The sequence below is a fragment of the Roseicyclus mahoneyensis genome (assembly GCF_003148775.1).
GTDB lineage: Bacteria > Pseudomonadota > Alphaproteobacteria > Rhodobacterales > Rhodobacteraceae > Roseicyclus > Roseicyclus mahoneyensis.
This window is the reverse complement of the sequence record NZ_QGGW01000002.1, coordinates 160,044-177,738: the sequence shown is the minus strand read 5'-3', so window position 1 is coordinate 177,738 and position 17,695 is coordinate 160,044. Positions and strand designations below refer to the sequence as shown.

The 17,695-nt window shown below is 59.2% G+C and carries 14 protein-coding genes and 1 pseudogene; 9 read left to right on the top strand and 6 right to left on the bottom strand.

Going from position 1 to position 17,695, the window contains the following annotated elements; all coding sequences use genetic code 11:
- Positions 1-129: 129 nt before the first annotated feature.
- Positions 130-435 (bottom strand): annotated as a pseudogene (locus C7455_RS20445) (integrase core domain-containing protein); the annotation flags it as partial.
- A gap of 254 nt (positions 436-689) precedes the next feature.
- On the opposite strand from C7455_RS20445, the gene C7455_RS05805 reads away from it, so the two are divergent.
- Genes C7455_RS05805 through C7455_RS05785 form a run of 5 tightly spaced genes read left to right on the top strand, consistent with a single transcriptional unit; the run spans position 690 to position 5,210 of the window.
- Positions 690-1,226: a nuclear transport factor 2 family protein gene (locus C7455_RS05805; protein WP_109666450.1), complete on the top strand. Its 537-nt coding sequence runs from the start codon at positions 690-692 to the stop codon at positions 1,224-1,226.
- A complete protein-coding gene (locus C7455_RS05800; protein ID WP_109666449.1) occupies positions 1,223-1,753 on the top strand; it encodes an EthD family reductase in 531 nt (176 codons plus the stop codon). Before C7455_RS05805 ends, C7455_RS05800 begins: the two co-directional genes overlap by 4 nt.
- Positions 1,753-3,249, top strand: coding sequence for a GMC oxidoreductase (locus C7455_RS20595; protein ID WP_109666447.1), 1,497 nt, complete (start codon positions 1,753-1,755; stop codon positions 3,247-3,249). The genes C7455_RS05800 and C7455_RS20595 overlap by 1 nt, the downstream gene beginning before the upstream one ends.
- A gap of 24 nt (positions 3,250-3,273) precedes the next feature.
- On the top strand, positions 3,274-4,737 hold the full coding sequence (locus tag C7455_RS05790) for an ankyrin repeat domain-containing protein (protein WP_109666445.1): 1,464 nt from the start codon (positions 3,274-3,276) through the stop codon (positions 4,735-4,737).
- Positions 4,734-5,210, top strand: coding sequence for a VOC family protein (locus C7455_RS05785; protein WP_109666444.1), 477 nt, complete (start codon positions 4,734-4,736; stop codon positions 5,208-5,210). The genes C7455_RS05790 and C7455_RS05785 overlap by 4 nt, the downstream gene beginning before the upstream one ends.
- Positions 5,211-6,768: 1,558 nt before the next feature.
- On the opposite strand, the gene C7455_RS05775 is transcribed toward C7455_RS05785, so the two are convergent.
- The 4 genes from C7455_RS05775 to C7455_RS05765 all read right to left on the bottom strand — a co-directional run bounded on the left by C7455_RS05775 (position 6,769) and on the right by C7455_RS05765 (position 9,596).
- Positions 6,769-7,365, bottom strand: coding sequence for a sigma-70 family RNA polymerase sigma factor (locus C7455_RS05775; RefSeq protein WP_109666442.1), 597 nt, complete (start codon positions 7,363-7,365; stop codon positions 6,769-6,771).
- A gap of 207 nt (positions 7,366-7,572) precedes the next feature.
- Positions 7,573-8,064, bottom strand: a complete 492-nt coding sequence (locus C7455_RS05770; protein WP_109666440.1) for a YciE/YciF ferroxidase family protein — start codon at positions 8,062-8,064, stop codon at positions 7,573-7,575.
- 96 nt (positions 8,065-8,160) lie between these two features.
- Positions 8,161-8,427, bottom strand: a complete 267-nt coding sequence (locus C7455_RS19865) for a hypothetical protein (protein ID WP_211315451.1) — start codon at positions 8,425-8,427, stop codon at positions 8,161-8,163.
- Positions 8,428-8,564: 137 nt separating this feature from the next.
- Entirely contained in the window at positions 8,565-9,596 is a 1,032-nt protein-coding gene (locus C7455_RS05765) for a hypothetical protein (protein WP_109666439.1), read from the bottom strand.
- A gap of 622 nt (positions 9,597-10,218) precedes the next feature.
- On the opposite strand from C7455_RS05765, the gene C7455_RS05755 reads away from it, so the two are divergent.
- The 4 genes from C7455_RS05755 to C7455_RS05740 all read left to right on the top strand — a co-directional run bounded on the left by C7455_RS05755 (position 10,219) and on the right by C7455_RS05740 (position 16,327).
- Positions 10,219-14,526, top strand: coding sequence for a CheR family methyltransferase (locus C7455_RS05755; RefSeq protein WP_109666436.1), 4,308 nt, complete (start codon positions 10,219-10,221; stop codon positions 14,524-14,526).
- A 63-nt stretch (positions 14,527-14,589) separates the two neighbouring features.
- A complete protein-coding gene (locus C7455_RS20675) occupies positions 14,590-15,537 on the top strand; it encodes an extracellular catalytic domain type 1 short-chain-length polyhydroxyalkanoate depolymerase (protein WP_425450630.1) in 948 nt (315 codons plus the stop codon).
- A complete protein-coding gene (locus C7455_RS20315) occupies positions 15,534-15,782 on the top strand; it encodes an alpha/beta hydrolase family protein (protein ID WP_109666432.1) in 249 nt (82 codons plus the stop codon). Before C7455_RS20675 ends, C7455_RS20315 begins: the two co-directional genes overlap by 4 nt.
- Before the next feature lie 185 nt (positions 15,783-15,967).
- Positions 15,968-16,327, top strand: a complete 360-nt coding sequence (locus C7455_RS05740; protein ID WP_109666431.1) for a PRC-barrel domain-containing protein — start codon at positions 15,968-15,970, stop codon at positions 16,325-16,327.
- Positions 16,328-16,463: 136 nt separating this feature from the next.
- On the opposite strand, the gene C7455_RS05735 is transcribed toward C7455_RS05740, so the two are convergent.
- Positions 16,464-17,369, bottom strand: a complete 906-nt coding sequence (locus C7455_RS05735; protein WP_109666429.1) for a PRC-barrel domain-containing protein — start codon at positions 17,367-17,369, stop codon at positions 16,464-16,466.
- Positions 17,370-17,695 lie beyond the last annotated feature (326 nt).

Sequence of the window (17,695 nt, the reverse complement as noted above, 5' to 3'; positions counted from 1 at the left end):
CAACAGAATGCGAACCTGTAACCTGTCGCTTGGGAGGGTCTACACTCGCCACTTGATGCGATGTGTGTTTTCAGGGGCTTAGACTGAATATTGGGGTTTGGCCCGACCTGCTTCCCAGTTTGTGATTGTTCAGACGTTAATCCTGTTCAGGGTTGGGTGCTTTACTGACCGGTTGAGGAACTCCCGCGGCGTGAGCCCTTTGCGGCTCGTAGCCGCGCGTTGATGGTTGTAGTCGTCCTGCCATGCCGCGATCAGGTGACGGGAATGGTCGTCCGATAAGGGCGCCATTGGTTTGAGCCCAACGGACGACGGTTGGGGAACATGTGAGCGTTGAAGCACTCGTCCCGCAGGCGGCCGTTGAAGCTCTCGACAAGGGACGTTGTCGTTTACCACCCTGCAGGGATAGCCCCGCAACTCGGCGATCTGGTCCAGTTCACCCCGCAGCGTCCCCGCTCAAACAGTGCAAAAGCCGGAAACTCTGCCTTAGGGCGTTCCAACGTTGGGAAGCCAAGCACACCGTGCCACAAGGACCCCTTTTATGATTGACGGACGCACGGGGACAGGTAACGGACAGTGAGGGAATTGTCCAAAAAGATATTTTAAACCTCCTAAAGGGTGGTTTATGCCAAAAAAAACAATCCCTTCGCCCAATATTTCCCGCTTTGACCAAAGGTATCAAAGCTAGCTGAATGCATGCCTTTCTTGCAGCGTGCACAGATGTATCCGTTGACGTGCGTTCTCCGTATCAATTTCAACGGGCGTCTCAAGGCATGCAGGATCAAAACATGATTAGTGATGGTGACCGCCTCGACATCTACGAACTTTTGGCCCGACACTTCTATGCCTTGGATGGTTTGAACCAGATCGTGACGGGTTCCGCCGCGCGAAACTGGGCAGAAACATTCACTGTGAATGGCAGCTTTAGGCTCGAAAGGTCTGACAAGACCACTGTGGTGGAGCTGTCTGGCCGTGACAATCTGGAACAGCTATTCTCCAAATTCACCGACATCGAAACGACCCGCCACTGGACCAATGGATTGATTATCCAGCCCGTCAGCGATGTGTTGGTCAAAGCCGGCTGCTACATCATTGCTTTGGACATTGGCAAAAACCCGTCTCCGACAATCCGTTCTGGCACCTACAGCGATACCATCACAAAGGTCGATGGCAAATGGCTTTACGATCACCGGTGCCTGACCCTTGATCCGGCGAGCCCTGCAGGATGACGGTCTACATACATAAGGTTATGCCGGGTGAAACGATGCGGGATTATGGCAGCGGGCTGACCGATTTCGTGCATTGTCCCAGCATCGTGGATCAGGGGCCCCCACAGCTTGACGGTTTCAGCATAAAAGAGGCTGAATACATCGAAGGCAGCGAACCGTTCAAAAGGCATAAGATCATTGCGGATAGGACAGCGACCGAAGGCGGCGTTTTCCTTGCAGCATTTGTACGTCGTAAACCCGGTTTGACGATGTCGGAATTTACGACCTACAGCCTGAACGTTCATGCCGCCATGGACGCGAAAATGCCCGGTCTCGGGGTGTACGAACAGTATCATGCAATCGAAGAAGGTGCATCGTTCGACTGCCTTTCCCTGTTCCATTTTCAAAATATGGAAACGTTGGAAGCCGCGCTCGGCTCCGATGTTGTGACGGCAGGCACGGCCGATCTCATCAATTTCATCGATCCAGCCGCAAGTCTGGTGCTGGCCGCCAAGCGACACAATGGACCAACAGTCGGGACTTCATAATGGATACTGAAACCATCATTATCGGCGCAGGCTTCGGCGGCGCCGTAGCAGCCCTTCGCTTGGGTCAAGCCGGCGTGAATACCATGCTTCTGGAACGTGGCCGTCGATGGGACATCGCAGACCCGACCATAGATGCCACATTCTCAACCTTTCAAGACTTGGACAAGCGCGCGGAGTGGATGAATTCCGTATCCCGCACCCCCGCATATGAAGGCGTCCCAATCGAGCCCTATGTCGGGGTTCTCGAAATCGTCGAAGCTGGCGAATACAAGTTTCTGGTCGGCTGCGGTGTCGGCGGTGGCAGCCATGCTTATGGCGGTATATTGATCGAACCTCCCAAAGAGCTTTGGGGAAAAGTGTTCCCCCATATCGAATTCGAAGAAATGGCGAACGTATATTTCCCACGGGTGATCAAGGAGATTGGCGCCACCGAAATCCCCGACGACATCCTTAATTCTTCATATTACCTTGGCCTCAAAGTTTTTGAGGAGCAAGCCGAGAAGGCCGGTTTCCCTCTCGTTGAAACGACCTCCAACGACATGCGTGACGGACGGGCACGTTTTGCCATGGGAATAGACTGGGACCGGGTCCGAGAAGAAATAGCCGGAACACGGGTCGGCTCAACAATCGGAGCACAGTTCTGGTTTGGGCAGAACAGCGGCGCAAAGCAGACGTTAGATCAAAATTATCTGCGGCGTGCCGAAGAAACCGGAAATGTCACTGTCCAAACCCACCATCGTACCACGGCAATCTCCGAGATCCCCGGAGGATACAAGATTACCGCGGATGTCATCAACGACTCGGGGAAAGTACTCGAAGTACGAGAGTTGACTTGCGAAAAGCTGTTCCTGGCGGCGGGCGTCCTTGGAACGACAGAACTGCTGCTGCGCGCTAAAAAGTCGGGTTCATTAGGCAGACTTGATCCAGCCGTGGGGCAGGGACTTGGAAACGACGGCGACACATTTACCATCCGGACCGAATTGCCCGAGAAGACCAACCCACATCTCGGCGGTCCCGGAGCAATCGTCGTGATGAATTATGAGAACCCGATCTACCCCTGCGTCATGATGCGCGCGCCCTTGCCGCGGTTTGAGCAGGACTATCCAAATCTCGACTCGATGGCGAACTTCATTTTCGCGATGACCCCACATCGCGGTTCGATGGAGCTTGATGCGAACGACAAACTTGTCGTAAATTTTGATCCTGACATCGAGGCGCAAAAAGCGGCCATTCACTTGGTTCAGCGATTTGTTGACGCGAATGGTGGTGTTGCCAATCCGCCGTCGGCACAAATTACCGGACATCAGCTTGGTGGGGCCTGCATGGGCACTGTTTGTGACGATGCCGGTCGAGTAAAGGGACATCCCGGTCTTTACGTTGTCGATGGTGCGCTTATCCCGGGCTCAAGCACCTGCGTAAATCCCGCTTTGACCATTGCTGGTATCGCCGAACGCTGTATGGAACTCGTATTGGCTCAAGACTTCGTCGCGTCCTGACTTGAACACAGAATTGGAAAACCAATGAGCCAAGAAGAAACACGCCGAATTGCGAACGCATGGTTTGATGCCCTTGACCGTGCGGATTATCCGGCCGCGATAGCCCTATTGGATGAAAGCATCGAATGGGTCAACCTGCCGAAAATTGAAGGTGTCACCGATATCATTCCGTGGATGGGTACGGCTCATGGAATTGAAGAAGTTCTCGCCCAGTTCTCCACGCGCAATGGGATTGTTGACGTAAAGGTTTTCAAGCCTGTTGATCTGGTGGTTGAGGATAACGTGGCGGTTGGTACCGTGCATGATATCTCGACCGTTCTTGCTACGGGGAACGAGTTTGAGATCTTGTTCGCAAGCTGGATGGAAGTCCGCAATGGCAAGATTGTAAAGTGGAAAAGCTATTGTGACGCAGCGGCTGTCGTCGCGGCTTTCTTGGATGGCGTCGATCAAAAGCTGCTGGATGCGGTCAAGACCGGTGATATAGAAAAGGTCCGTACCTTTCTGACCCTGCACAAAGGAAACGCCAATGTCAGGGATGAGGAAACCGGACTGACATTGCTGATGATCTCTGCTGCGCGTGGTGATGCCGCCATTGCGAAACTTCTGATCGAGCATGGCGCTGATGTTTTCACCACTGACAGCAAGACGGGTGCAACAGCGCTTCACAAAGCTGGACAGGGTGGTAGCGTCGAGGTTGCGCAGCTGTTGCTAGACGCAGGCGCGCATATTGATGCCGTGACACCCACTATGGGCCATACACCCATTATGGACGCCCTGTGGTATAAATGGCCACTTCTGGTTGAATTCCTAATTCAGAAGGGCCAGAATCTTAACTTCACCACGCATTACGGCTTTACGCTTGATGATCACATCGCATTTGAAACAAAGGTCAACCAGGGAGAAGAGCGAAAAAAGGTTGAATATGTCAAGCAAGCTGTCGATGATGCCCGTGCGAAGACAGTCGAGCAGGTAAAAGAGCAGCAACTGATCTACGCGATCACCGAGGGCGAAAACGAAACGGCCGCGGCGTTGATTGCTGGCGGCGCGGATGTGAACGCGGTCCACCCGCACATCAATTCCTTCCTTGACGGCCACACGCCATTGATCGTTGCCGCGCGTGATGGTCGGACGGATCTGATCGATGCTTTGTTGAATGCCGGCGCCGAGGTGGATGCCGAAGATTGGGTGTTCAAAGGGCACCCGATCCACAAGGCAACCTATAATGGAAATGCTGAAATCTTGCGCAAGCTGGTTGCCCATCCGGGTATAGACCTTGATGTTCAAGGGCCGATCAACGGCTATACTCCACTTCATGACGCGCTTTGGCATGGTTTCGTCGAATGTGCGGAAATTCTGATCGACGCAGGGGCGCGGCTTGATCTGCGCGGTCATGACGGAAAGACCGTGCTGGATATATCCACCGCAACATTGGGCGCAGAGAGCCCGGTGACCAAACGTATCGAACAAAGACTGCGGGAAACGCTATGACGACGATCCAGCTTCTTTACGTCACCATCTCAACCCCCGATATCGACCGCATGATCGCATGGTATGGCGAGAAATTGGGATATTCACTGTATACCCGGAAGGATTTCCCTGAATTCAACACGCGAATTGCGGTGATGGAGCAGGCTGGCTTTCGTCTGGAAATTCTTCAACAGGGAAATGCAGCGCCAACCTTGTCGCCGCGACACGAACCTCCAGATCACACAAATGTCCACGGCATATCCCAATTTGCCGTCCTAGTGGATGATCTGGATGCAGCCATTGAAGATATGGAAGCCAAGGGTGTCGAGATGCCTTGGGTCAAGCGCGTGGATACGGATCTGAGACTTAGCTTTCAGTTCATCAAGGATTGCGACGGCAACTTGATACAGTTGGTGCAACTGATGGATGACGCGGCTGCACACCGTAATGATTTGATACGGCAGCGTCATGAGAATGGCGGCCCAGTCGGCTGATAGTTCGCACAATTGAAGCGGCGGGCAGGTGCTTTCTTACCTGCCCGTCTTTCCATTCAATCGGCTCTGCGGCCTAAATTAGGCGATGGGCTTTCTCCCGATTGGTCGCGAGGCGTTTATTACGCGGCTTTAGGCAATGATACGCCTAAGGCTGCGAGGCCGTTCAGTGGGGATAGGCGGGCGTGTGACCCGGTCATCTGACTTTACAAGACCAGTGCGATGGGTCGCTGCCCTGCTGTTTTTATTCAGTGCACCATCATCATGAGGTATTCATCCGCTGTGCCTACACTGACGGGCTAAGGAATGCCTGCTGGGTGTCCACCATCGACAATGTGCGTCTTTAGGTAAGCGGTCGCGGGTGGCGTTCGCCTGCATGAGTGGATTTCACCAAACGAAGGAAATCCATCGATTTGTGTGCAGGCGCCGGTACCCGGTGTATCGGGTGCTCAACTAGCTCGGCGCTATGCGTTTACCCCCATGCTGATCTCTGAATAGCTTGTCGCCTTCAAGACCATGAATTTTTCTCGAAGCACCACTATCGAGGCAAGGAGATATTGGGAAAGCTGTTATCATCTTATTGATAGTGATCATGTTGCCTTGCATCGCTCGCGCTGTTGCGCCCCCCGCGCCCGAGACTGCACCCGGACAGAAGAAAAACGCAAGGAAAGGTCATGAGCGATCAAGCGTCGAATGTGGTCACAGAGGACGGCCTGCGCAGCCTCTTGGCCTGCGACCACCTCATCGAGGTGGCCTGCATGGAAAGGGCCGGGACGCGTCATACCAGTTGAGAAGCAGCCTCAGTCATCCGGGTCGTTGCCCGTGATGGGCGCGACGGCAGGATGCTCGTCACCAGCCGCGTCCCGCTTTAGGTGAGTGATTTCAAGATTTTCGTAGACCTTGCAAACGTCCTTGTCGAAACGAGCTGCAGCACCGCCAGCACCCCGCTCGTCGAGGGTGACCGCGAACCCAATGCGGCGCCCGGGCGCACGCCTGAGCCACGGACCGGCCCGGTTCTGGTCAAGGGCAAATGACCGCGCCTTTGCGGGTCGTCTCTGCATCGACCAGCCCCTGACCACCCTACCGCGTATGGTCGTCGGCGGCATGGGAGCGCTGGCTTTCACGCGCCCGTCTGGTCCTGTCATTGGTGTTGACTGCCCTTTCGGACGCGCGGAATCCGACTACGACTGTCAAAAGCATCAGCGCGAAGATCGCAAGCGCCACGAAAAATCCAAACATGGTGGTGTCTCCTGAGGTTTGGCCCGGAACTGGCCCATTAGTGGGATGCAGTGCGGGCGTGCGCCCGGCGTGCGCAACACGTTGCCGGAGAATGATGGGCCTGTTCACACCTGGCAAAGGGTGCGGCCATCGTCTTGCAACCCGGGCTCCGCCAAAGGCGGCAGATCCGGGCCGCCGATGCCCGTTGCTACGGCGGAACTCGTCCAGACCTTGCCCGGCCCTTTGCCATTCGAACATCTCTTGATGGAGAAACGCGCTCGATCCGAATGCGTTCCCGCGCCCCTTTGGTGCAGGGGCGGACCAAGCAAAACCGGTCCTGCCTTCAATGTGTCCGGGCGCTTGTCAAGGCGTGCAGATTTGCCCTGCGGGAGTGCTGCGAGACGCCTTCGCTGCGGCGGGCACGCTGCGATAGGGTGCCGGCATCCATTTCGTCATGGGCAAGGATCAGGCTCAATGTGGCCCTGCTTCTGCTCACACGGCTCTTGATCGTGCCGATGGTGCAGCCGCAGGCATCGGCGGCTTCCAGTTGCGAGAACCCGTAAGCCCCCATCAACACAAGCGGCCGGCGTTGCGCACGCGGCAGTTGTCCGATGGCTGCGATCAGTTCCTTGAGCGCGATCGCATCCACCTGACGCGGCGGCTCCGCAAGCGCTTGCGCGCAAAGGCCGTCCACATCCTCTACCTCGCGGCGAAGTTTGCGCAGATCGGAAAAGAAGGTGTTGCGCATGATGGTGAACAGCCACGCGCGTAAATTGGTCTCCGGTCGATAGCTGGCGCGATTGGTCCAGGCCTTCAGGAGGGTCGTCTGCACCAGATCCTGCGCCCGGTGCTCGTTCGATGTCAGCTTGAGGGCGCGGCGTCGCAGGGCCGCGACCTCAAGCGGCAGGAGGTCATGGAATTCATGCTTGTGATCGATCATCGAATACGCGCCTTTGGTTGATCGCAGACATACCGGTCCTGCGCACAGATGCGACCGGACGCCTGAAAGGATCGGAAATGGGTGAATGGTTCGAGCGGGGTGATCGTCGGAAAGGGTCCCGCCCGGCACGCGCCGATGGACGCGCCGGACCGGTTCCCCCGCGCTTCTTTGAGCCGCGTGGGGGCGTGCATGGAAGCGTCGGCTGTTTCAGGCGGCGGCTTCGGCATTCAGGCGCGTCTCGGCCAGCTTGGACAGCGCCCTGTCGGCACCGTATTCCTGATCGAGCGTCTTTTTGAGCAGGGTCGCTGCATTGGCGTGGCCAAGCTGCTTGGCCCAGGCCACAAGGGTTCCGTAGCGGGCAATCTCGTAGTGTTCGACCGCTTGCGCCAGCGAGATGAGGGCGGCGTCCATCGTATCCTTGTCGTCGATTTCGGCCATGAGGGCTTCGGCTTCTTCGACAAGCCCCACCATCGCATCGCATTTCGCGCCGCGGGCGGGTTTGCCAAGAATCTCGAACACCTCCTCGAGCCGCGAGACATGGTCCTCGGTCTCGTCCCTGTGCGCTGATAGGGCGACCTTTAGCTTTGGATCCGACGCCTTGCGCTCCATTTTCGGGAGCGACTTGAGAATTTGGCGCTCGGCATAAAGCACGTCCTTGAGAGTATGAAGGAACAGGTCTTCAAGGGTTTCGATTGTCATTGGGGCAGCTCCTGTGACGGGTGGATCTGTACTTTTGGCGATTTTCGCAGCTATACAGCCGACGTAGATCCCGGAAAGTTCCGGCACTTGGTCAGATCATTGCGTTTCGAAAAGTTGAGCAGTACGCGGCTGTCCTGCGGTCGACATCAGTTGCAGGCAATCAAGGGGTTCCGTCCTGCCGCGGCAGTCCGCTTGGTCGTTTTTGGAAAATTGCCTGAATCGCTTTGGCTGAGCCTTGTATTGACTGGGGAAACCGAATTTCCTGAGAACCCGTAAATTTTCGAATTCCTCCATAAGCACGCGAATGAAAAGTTCAGCCGGATTTTCCTTGGGCATCTGGGATTCCTTTTCCAGAAGTGTCACGTCCGGTAGTCTTGAGCGAGAATGGCGGATCAAAGCAGCAGGGCAATGATGATCACGACGAGCAGCGGCGCTCCGAGAAGCCAGGCGATTAGGGCAGGCATGGGTATATCCTTTCAGCAGGTGAATTCGGCGCCACATCAGTTCCGTGCGGCCAGCACATCCAGTCCGAGGCCTTCGTCCCGGTGACGACCACCGGCGGTCGCGGAAAAGAAAGCCGCTATAGCGCCGATCAGCAGCGTCGCCGCGGCGATGAAGCCGAACACGACCCCGGCAACCCGCGCATTTTCAGCAGCGTCAAGGGCGGCGGTGCGGGCATCCGCGATCTCGCCGTTGACGTCGTCGACGCGGGCAAGCGCCGCCTCTTGGTCAAGGCCGGAGTTGGCCGCCACAAGTTGCGCCAGATAGGTGCGGTCGCGGTCAACCATCTGATCGCTGGTCGCACTGCGCGCGAGGATGCCGGCGACCTCTTGCTGGACTGCGGGGTCGATGTTGGTCAGCTCCGTGCCGGTTTGGCCGCTCGGCGTCGTTGCAGAAATGGCGCCGTTCCCCGCGTCGGACGTTGTTTCGCTGATCACGCCGCCGACCACCGGGTTGTCCCTGCCATCTGCTTCTGCTGGTGGTGTATCGCCCGTGTTTGCTGACGTTTCTGCGCTTGCGTCTCCGCTGCGAAGCATGACGTTGGCAAAGTAGTCCGAAGTGGCGACGTCAGTGGCCGTTCCCACTGCCGAGCCCACTGCGGATGCACCTGCACTCAACAATCCGCCCACGCTGGCGGTGGCCAGGACGGTGCTGACCAATGCGCCGACGGCCCAGACCATCAGCCCATGGGTGCCATCGCGCACGGCAACCTCATCCGGCGTTGCATCGCCGATCCGGCGCCGCATGCGCCCGGCAAGGTAGCCTCCGGCGCCGAAGCCCGTCACCATGACCCAGACGAACCAGATCCCCGAAGCAATGGCCAGCCAAGACGCGGACACACCTTCGCCCCTGTAAGGCGAGGTCAGCGACAGCCCAAGGCCAGTCCCGAAGCTGATCAGAAGGAACGAGAGCGCAAGCGCGAAAACGCCGCCGGCAAGAACGGCCGGCCAATCGAGGTACGACCCTTCGGCCATGGGCGCTGCACCCAAACGCGGTGCTGTCTGATTTTGTGGCTGGTTTTCATAGGTCATTGGGATTTTTCCTAGAGAGGATCATATCGTCAACGCAGCCCGACAAAGCTGAGCAAGGCCAGGACGATGACAATTGCACCGACAATGTAGATGATCTGGGTCATGAGAGGTTCTTTCGATTGAACACGGTTTCTCCATTGCCCTGTAACGCATTGCGTCCGGGCTTTCCGGGGATCAGGAACCCGGTTGACAGAGCCCGCTTTGCGCGCGGCACCGGTTGAGAGTTCGAATTGACTGGGTGGCCCGAAACCGGTTTGTTTCAGCATAGGCCGTGGGGACAAAGACCGTCTGAAATTCCATCAGTTATCGAATGGGCCACCCAGCCGTTCACGAGGTACTTCGTCAGCAAGAATTTACCATTTACATCGCAGACTGAAGCGAACGGTGTCACTTCTTGGTCCACATTACGGACCCGCGCGGGGTGCCGGTAGAACCGGAATCTACTCATTTCCGGCGAACGTTGCGCTCATGGCGATACCGGGCAACTGCAATTACTTATGTGCAGTCGCCCGGAAATGTGCTAAGCTGTGCTTTCAGTCGCGCTTGGGGTGACCAAGGCGATTTTTGACATCTTGTCCGGCTCAAAATTTGGGTCTGGCGGTCACCCCCGAAGGAAACTCCAGTGCTGACCGGCCAGTCACGGACGCATCTTCCAGTGGTCGCCATAGGGGCCTCCGCCGGTGGACTGGAGGCGTGCCGCTCCCTGCTTGGCGAAATGCCCGGCGATGTGCCGGCGGCGTTCCTTTTGATCCTTCACCTCGACCCGACGCATGACAGCATGATGGTCGACCTTCTGGCCCGCACGACCCGGCTTGAGGTCGTGCAGGCTACCGAGGGGCTGGCGTTGAAGCCCGGTCGCCTGCACGTCATCCCGCCCGGCGTCTTTCTGACCGTCGTCAACCGGACTATCCACCTGTCAGCACCCGAGGGCGGCAAGGCCGTGCGACTACCCTTCGACGTTTTGTTGAAATCCCTCACCAAGGACGCGGGGCCATCAACTGCCTGCATCGTCTTGTCCGGTACCGGTACGGACGGGTCGTCGGGGATCGGGGACTTCCACGCCGCAGGCGGTCTCGTCCTCGTGCAGGACCCCAACGAGGCCGGATATGCGGGCATGCCGGAGAGTGCGATCGCCACTGGCCATGTGTCCGAGGTCTTGGCTACCGGGCAGATGGTGGGCGCGATCACACGCTTCGCCGAGAGCAGCGCCAACGCTGCCGTTTCCGCGGAAGACCACCCGGGAAATCCTGCGATGACGGCGCGCACCGTGCGTCGCTACAATGACCTGATCGCCTTCATCGGAGATCACGCCCAGCAGGATCTCTCGCTGTACAAGCGGGGAACGCTGGAACGTCGCATCGCGCGGCGGATGGGTCTTGTCGGGTTGGGGCCTGACGATGTCGCGGGTTACCTTGCGATGTTGCGGGCGGATCCTGCGGAGCGCGATCACCTTGCGGCGGACCTGTTGATCCATGTCACCAGCTTTTTCCGCGATCCCGCCGTCTTCGCCCATCTTTCGTCCAAGGTGATCCCAGATCTCCTCGAGACGCTTCCTGCTGATCGCCCGTTGCGCGTCTGGGTGGCGGGCTGCAGCACCGGAGAAGAGGCCTATAGCCTCGCCATTCTCTGCCTTGAAGCGATGGACGCCACCGGAATGCATGGACGTCTGCAGATTCTCGCCTCGGACGTCGATCCCGAGGCCATCACCACTGCGCGCGCGGGCTTTTACCCCAAGGAGATCGCGGGAGCGGTGTCGCCAAAACGGCTGGCGCGGTTTTTCGTGGAGGAAGAGGGCGGTTGGCGGGTCAGATCCTCCTTACGAGACGCCATCGTCTTCACCGTGGCCGACCTTCTTTCGGACCCGCCATTTTCCAAGATCGACCTTGTATCGTGCCGCAACGTTTTGATTTATCTTGGGCCTGAGGCGCAAAAGCGGGTGATCGCGCGCTGCTGCTTCGCGCTGCGACCGGGTGGCTTGCTGTTGCTTGGCGCAGCCGAGATGCCGGGGGCGGGCGACGGTTACTTTGTCGTCGAAGACAAGGCCGCGCGACTTTGGCGCCGTGTCGGAAAGAACCTGCCAGCCGATTTGCATTTCGCCAACGGCAAGCGCGAGGAAACGACAATTCCGACCGAACTTGTTCACGTGCGGCGCAGCGCGTTGGCCGATTTGTGCCGTCGCTTCGTGATGGAGAACTACGCCCCTGCTGCGGTCTTGATGAATACCCGGCTCGAGGTTCTCTACATTCTGGGTCCGACCGAGAAATACCTGACCATCACCCAAGGCCATCCCGATCCCGGCATGATCGGGATGCTTCCAAAGGTCCTGCGCGCGCGGGTGCGGGCCGCGGCAGCTGCATGCACACCGGAAAACCCCCGGGTTGCCGTTTCGGGCGGACGCATCTTGGGACCGAATGGGTTCGACATCGTGCTGCACTCTGTCACTGCCGGGGTGGAACCGTTGTTGCTGGCGTGCTTCATCGACAACCGGCACCCGGTTGACAAAACCGGTGATGCCGAGGCCGTCGCCGACAGGGCGCGCCACACTGACGATCTGGAGGCCGATCTGGAGGCTACGCGCAACGACCTGTCCGATGCGCTGCGGGATCTTGAACAGGAAGTCGAAGCTCATAGCGCCGACGCCGCCGAAGCTTTGTCGGTCAACGAGGAATTCCAATCCACCAACGAGGAATTGCTGGCCTCGAAGGAAGAACTGCAATCGCTCAACGAGGAGTTGACCGCGCTGAACAGCCAGTTGCAAGAAACCCTCGAACGGCACCGCACCACCGCCAACGACCTGCAGAACGTGCTCTACAGCACCGATGTCGCAACGCTCTTTCTCGATCTCCACCTCAATATCCGCTTCTTCACGCCAGCCGCGCGCCAGATCTTCCGGGTGATCCCGACCGATGTGGGTCGCCCGCTGTCAGACCTCGCCTCGGTCTCGCGGAACGATGACCTTGAGACGGACTGCCGGACCGTCCTTGCCACATCCGATGCGACCGAGCGGGAAATCGGAGGCGAGGAGGGGCGGTGGTTCTCGCGCCGCGTTCAGCCCTATCGCGCCGAAGGCGGCAGGGTCGAGGGCATTGTCATCACCTATGTCGACATCACCGAGCGCAAGCGCATCAATGCCGATCTGGTGGCCGCCATGACCGAAGCGGACCGGGCAACGCGGGCCAAGTCGCGCTTTCTGGCCGCGGCAAGCCACGATCTGCGGCAACCGCTGCAATCCATGGCGCTGCTGCACAACCTGTTGTCGCGCAACAAGCGGTCGACCGAGGGGGAGCGTCTGGCCGCGCTGATGGACCTGACGCTGACCTCGATGACCTCGATGCTTGATTCGATGCTGGATGTGAACCGCATCGAAACCGGGATCGTCCGGCCAGACATGCGGCCCGTCGCCATCGGTCCCTTGATGGTGACCCTGGCGGAGGAATTTCGCACGGCCTGCGATCTGAAGGGACTGAAATTGCGGGTCGTGCAGTGCAAGGCCTGGGTAAGGACCGATCCACAACTCTTGGCGCAGATGCTGCGCAACCTGTTGTCCAACGCCCTGAAATACACGCCAAAAGGGGGAATTCTTCTCGGATGCCGCCGGCGCGGCGGGGATCTGACAATCATGGTGTGCGACACTGGTGTTGGCGTGGCCACGTCGGAAACCGAGAAGATCTTTGACGCCTACCATCAGGGCAAGAACGCGGCCGCGCTGGCGGGAACCGGGCTGGGACTGGGGCTGTCGATCGTCAAGCGCCTATCGGAGTTGATGGAGCATCCGATCACCGTCCTGTCATCCCCCGGCAAGGGGTCGTCCTTCATGATCACGATGCCCGTCGTCGAACCTGCGCTTACGGGCACCGACGCGCTCCACAACGCGGCAGCGCTGGCCAGTGCCGTGCGACAGACCGGGACAATCCTGATGGTCGAGGATGAAGAGCCCCTGCGCGGGTTGTTGGCCGAGGTCCTTGAAAATGAAGGGCATAAGGTCATCGTCATGTCGGATGCGAAAAAGGCGCTGGCATGGGCCAGCAGTGATGCCCCGGTGCCCGATCTGCTGCTGACGGATTACGACCTGCACGGCGGCAGAAGCGGTCTGAAGCTGGCGCAGGATCTGCCCGACATTCTGGGAGTGCCGATACCCACGGTCATACTGACGGGCGATATCACTTCGGAAACCCTCAAGAGCATCGCGGCCTCACCCTGCCATCAGGTAAACAAGCCAGTGATGCCCGAGGTCTTGCTGGCGACGATTTCCGATCTCATCCGCAAGGCCCGCTCCGAAAAGGCCAGGGCCGGCCTTTTCCCCCAGACGTCCAGAACCACCATTCATGTGATCGACGACAACCCGATCATCCGCGAAGCCATGCGCCGACTGTTCGAGGTAGAGGGTTACATGGTGACAACCTATTCCTCCGCCGAAGATTTCCTGATGGCCCCGCGACCCAAGGGGCCCGCCTGTTTGCTTATCGACAATCTGCTGCCGGGCATGGCGGGTGTGGCCCTGATCGACCGCCTACGGGCCGAGAAGGTGCAAATTCCGACCGTGATGTTGACCGCGCATGGGGATGCTGCAATTGCCGTGGCCGCCATGAAGGCGGGCGCGTCGGACCTGATCGAAAAACCGGCCAGTGCCGCACAGTTGCTGGCCAGCGTGCGGCAGGCGATTACAGCTTCAAAGGATGGCAAGGGTGACGGCGTTCCCGGCGAGACGCGAAAGGCCGCGCGTCTGAGGTTCAAGGATCTGACCAAACGCGAACATCAGGTCATGGCAAAGGTCCTTGAAGGCGCGCCCAACAAGATCATCGCCGCAGATCTCGGGATCAATCAGCGCACGGTCGAAAACCACCGCGCCTCGGTGATGCGCAAGACCGGGGCAACATCCTTGCCCGAACTGGTTCGGCTGGCTCTGTTCGCGGATGTGCTTGGCGCATAGCGACATCTCCTGTCGACAGGGTGATGGACCCCGATCACCGGGTTGCTCGCAACGAATATCCTGATGCGGCGTTTAGTGGTTATGGCCTCCGCCGCCGCTGTTTTGCCGCGGTGCAAGGCCAGTGTTTTCTCGGGGGATCGCTCAATGGTACGCAGCTTACTGGCCAAGTTGCGCCGGACCAATCATCGCAAACGCCACGCCCAGACAACCAGGGCCGCCCAGTCCCTACACAAGGCCCTGAAGGGGCTCATGCTTGCCACGGCGCTGGCACCCCTTGCCGTATTCGCGCCGCCAGCCGGGATTGCGGTCGCCAAGACCGGGCGGAAGCCCCCGGGCGTGGCCAATCCGTCGGTACATAAACCACGATCCGTCAACGTCAGGCGAAAGCCCTCGGCGCGACCACCTGCAGCCTCCCGCGATCTTTCCCGGACGCACCGCTGCGCGGCGGGTTCCAGCACCTACAAGCTCCACCTCCCCGCCAGTCACATCGATCGGCCTCAGGGGCTGATCGTCATGTTGCACGGCTGCAACCAGACCCCTGATGATTTCGCCATCGGCACGCATATGAACGCCCTCGCGGAAAAGTATGGCTTGGCCATCGCCTATCCGGCGCAGTCTAGGCGCAGGAATGCGGCAGGCTGCTGGAACTGGTTCCAACCCATGCATCAGGTTCGCGGCATGGGAGAGCCAGCCATTCTTGCCTCGCTCACGCGCAAGCTGATGCGGGAATTGCGGCTTGGTCGCGATTCCGTGTTCGTGGCGGGCCTGTCCTCGGGCGGGGCAATGGCGGCGATCCTTGCGGATGGCTATCCCGATGTCTTCTCGGCGGCAGGGGTTCATTCCGGCATGGCCCGCGGGGCCGCGACGGGCGCGATGTCTGCGATGGCAGCGATGCGGGTCGGCGCATCGGGCGGGGGGGGGGTGTCCGTCTCCGCCATGCGCGACCGGTCCGCTGGATCATCCTTCAGGGCGCGCAGGACAGCACGGTTCACCCCTCCAATGCGGCGATGATCCTTGCCGCAGTTGTGGGTGGGACTGCCCTGCCGACCCGGATCAGCAAAGGGGAGTCGAGGGGGCGCAACTATGTCCGCCGGGACTATGCAGGGTCCGATGGCGCCACATTGGTCGAAACCTGGATGATCGAGAACGCCGGTCATGCCTGGTCGGGCGGGCGCGCGGGCGGGTCCTACACCGATCCCAAGGGGCCCGATGCCTCGGCCCAGATGATCCGCTTCTTTCTGACGAAATCCGGCTGACAGCCGGCATCGCCGGAACGCAATTGCCTGACCATGCGTTTCCTTGATGTGGCCGATCATGTCCGGAACGGGCCTGCTGTGCCCGATGGCATGGCGTGGCGCGCGCTTGTCCATCGCCCGGTCACGACCCGGCAGGGGGAACCTGCTGCCAGATATCCCGACCCTCGGGATCAAAGGAGATTGCCATGACAAATCATGCGACCACCGCGCACGGAATGGCCACCGGCGGCGCCTACGGCTTCGCCCGCGATGGCTATGCCAAGGCGCACGTCCATGACCTCACCACCGCCGATGTCGAAAGCGCGCACGTCTATGGCCGCGACGACGAGACCATCGGGTCGATCAGCGCGCTGAAGGTCGGCACGGACGGCAAGATCACCGACGCCGTGATCGACGTCGGCGGCTTTCTGGGCATGGGCGCGCATTCCGTGTCGATCCCTTTCGGTCAGCTGACCGTTCTGCGTGAAACGGCCGGCTCGGACCTGCGGGTCCATCTCGACACCACCAAGGAAAAGCTAAAGGCGATGCCGCATTACAACGCATGATCCGGCAAGGTCTGCTGACGCTCTGAACAAAAGAGGCCGCACAAGTTGCTTGTGCGGCCTTTCTCGTAAGCTGGCATCAAGACGGCACGGTCTGACCATCGCGGAAAGCGCCGCAATGGTCAGACGGGCTCAGATGTCAGTTGGACGCCTGATACTGCGGCAGGTCCTGGATCTGGTCACGGGTGGCATCGACGTAAATGCGCACGTCGTCATATCCTTCGGTCGACAGGATGGTCATCTCGTCAAAGCTCAGCGAAGCTTGGCTGCTGCCGATTCCGAGAAACCCGCCAAAATCGATGATCACGTTGGTGATTTCTCCGGCTTCGTTGATGATCATGTCGGTGACTTGGCCGACATCGTTGTCGTTCATGTCATAGACCGTCTTGCCCATCAGCACCTCGGTCGAGACCTCGGTGGCTTCGACAAGGGCGTAGCCATCGCGTTCGATTTGCGGCGCGGCGAACCCGCTCTGGCCCTCGCGGACGTTGTCACCCTGCCGCTGACCTTCCGGATTCGCCATCGCCATGCGATCATAGGAGGGGTAATCCCGCATCCTCTCGGCGTCGGCATTGACGACGATGTACATCTCGGAACGGTCGTCGGGATCGGTCGCGAAGCTGATCTGATCCATGGTCACCGCAACGTCATGCTCGCCCATACCCAGAAAGCCGCCAACGCCGATCACAAGCGCGCGGACTTGACCGTCATTAGACAGAACGATCTCGTTGATCTGGCCGATGTTGTCCATGTCACCCAGTTCATCACGATCCATCATCGCCATGGACTGGGTTCGGTCCGTATTCCGCATCGGGCCGTCGCCAGCCGGTGCCGTGCCCTCCGCGGTGCGGCGTGCGTAGACCTCGTGTCCCATCAGTTCCGAAGCGAACAGATCCGACTCGCGCCTTTGGTCAAGAAACCCTTGCATCTCGGTGTTTTGCTGCGCGTTCGCCGGGTTTTCGACAGGTGCCTGCGTTTGCGCAGATGGCAAGATCGGTGCACCCAGAGCGATGACAAGGGCTGTCGTGGAAAGTAGCATTTTCATGCGAAAATCCTCCTGAGGTGAGGTGCGGATCGATTGCCGATCGCTTGCTCACCCAACACCACGACAACGCCCGGCTTCTATGTCCGTTCCCTTTGGTGTGGTCGCCTCTCCACCACGCGACGGCTCCCTATCGTGGCAAGCAACCTGAGCGTCCGAGTGCGCCACGGTTGAAAGGAGCCCAGCACAATTGGCGATGGGCGGCGCGTCCGTGCAGGTCTGCGGCAAGCTACCGACCAAGGACCCGAGGATCGACGGAACGTTTCGGTCTCTGGGCGGTTGCTTTTGGAGGGGCAGCGCGTCGACGACATGCAAACACCCTGTGCGGC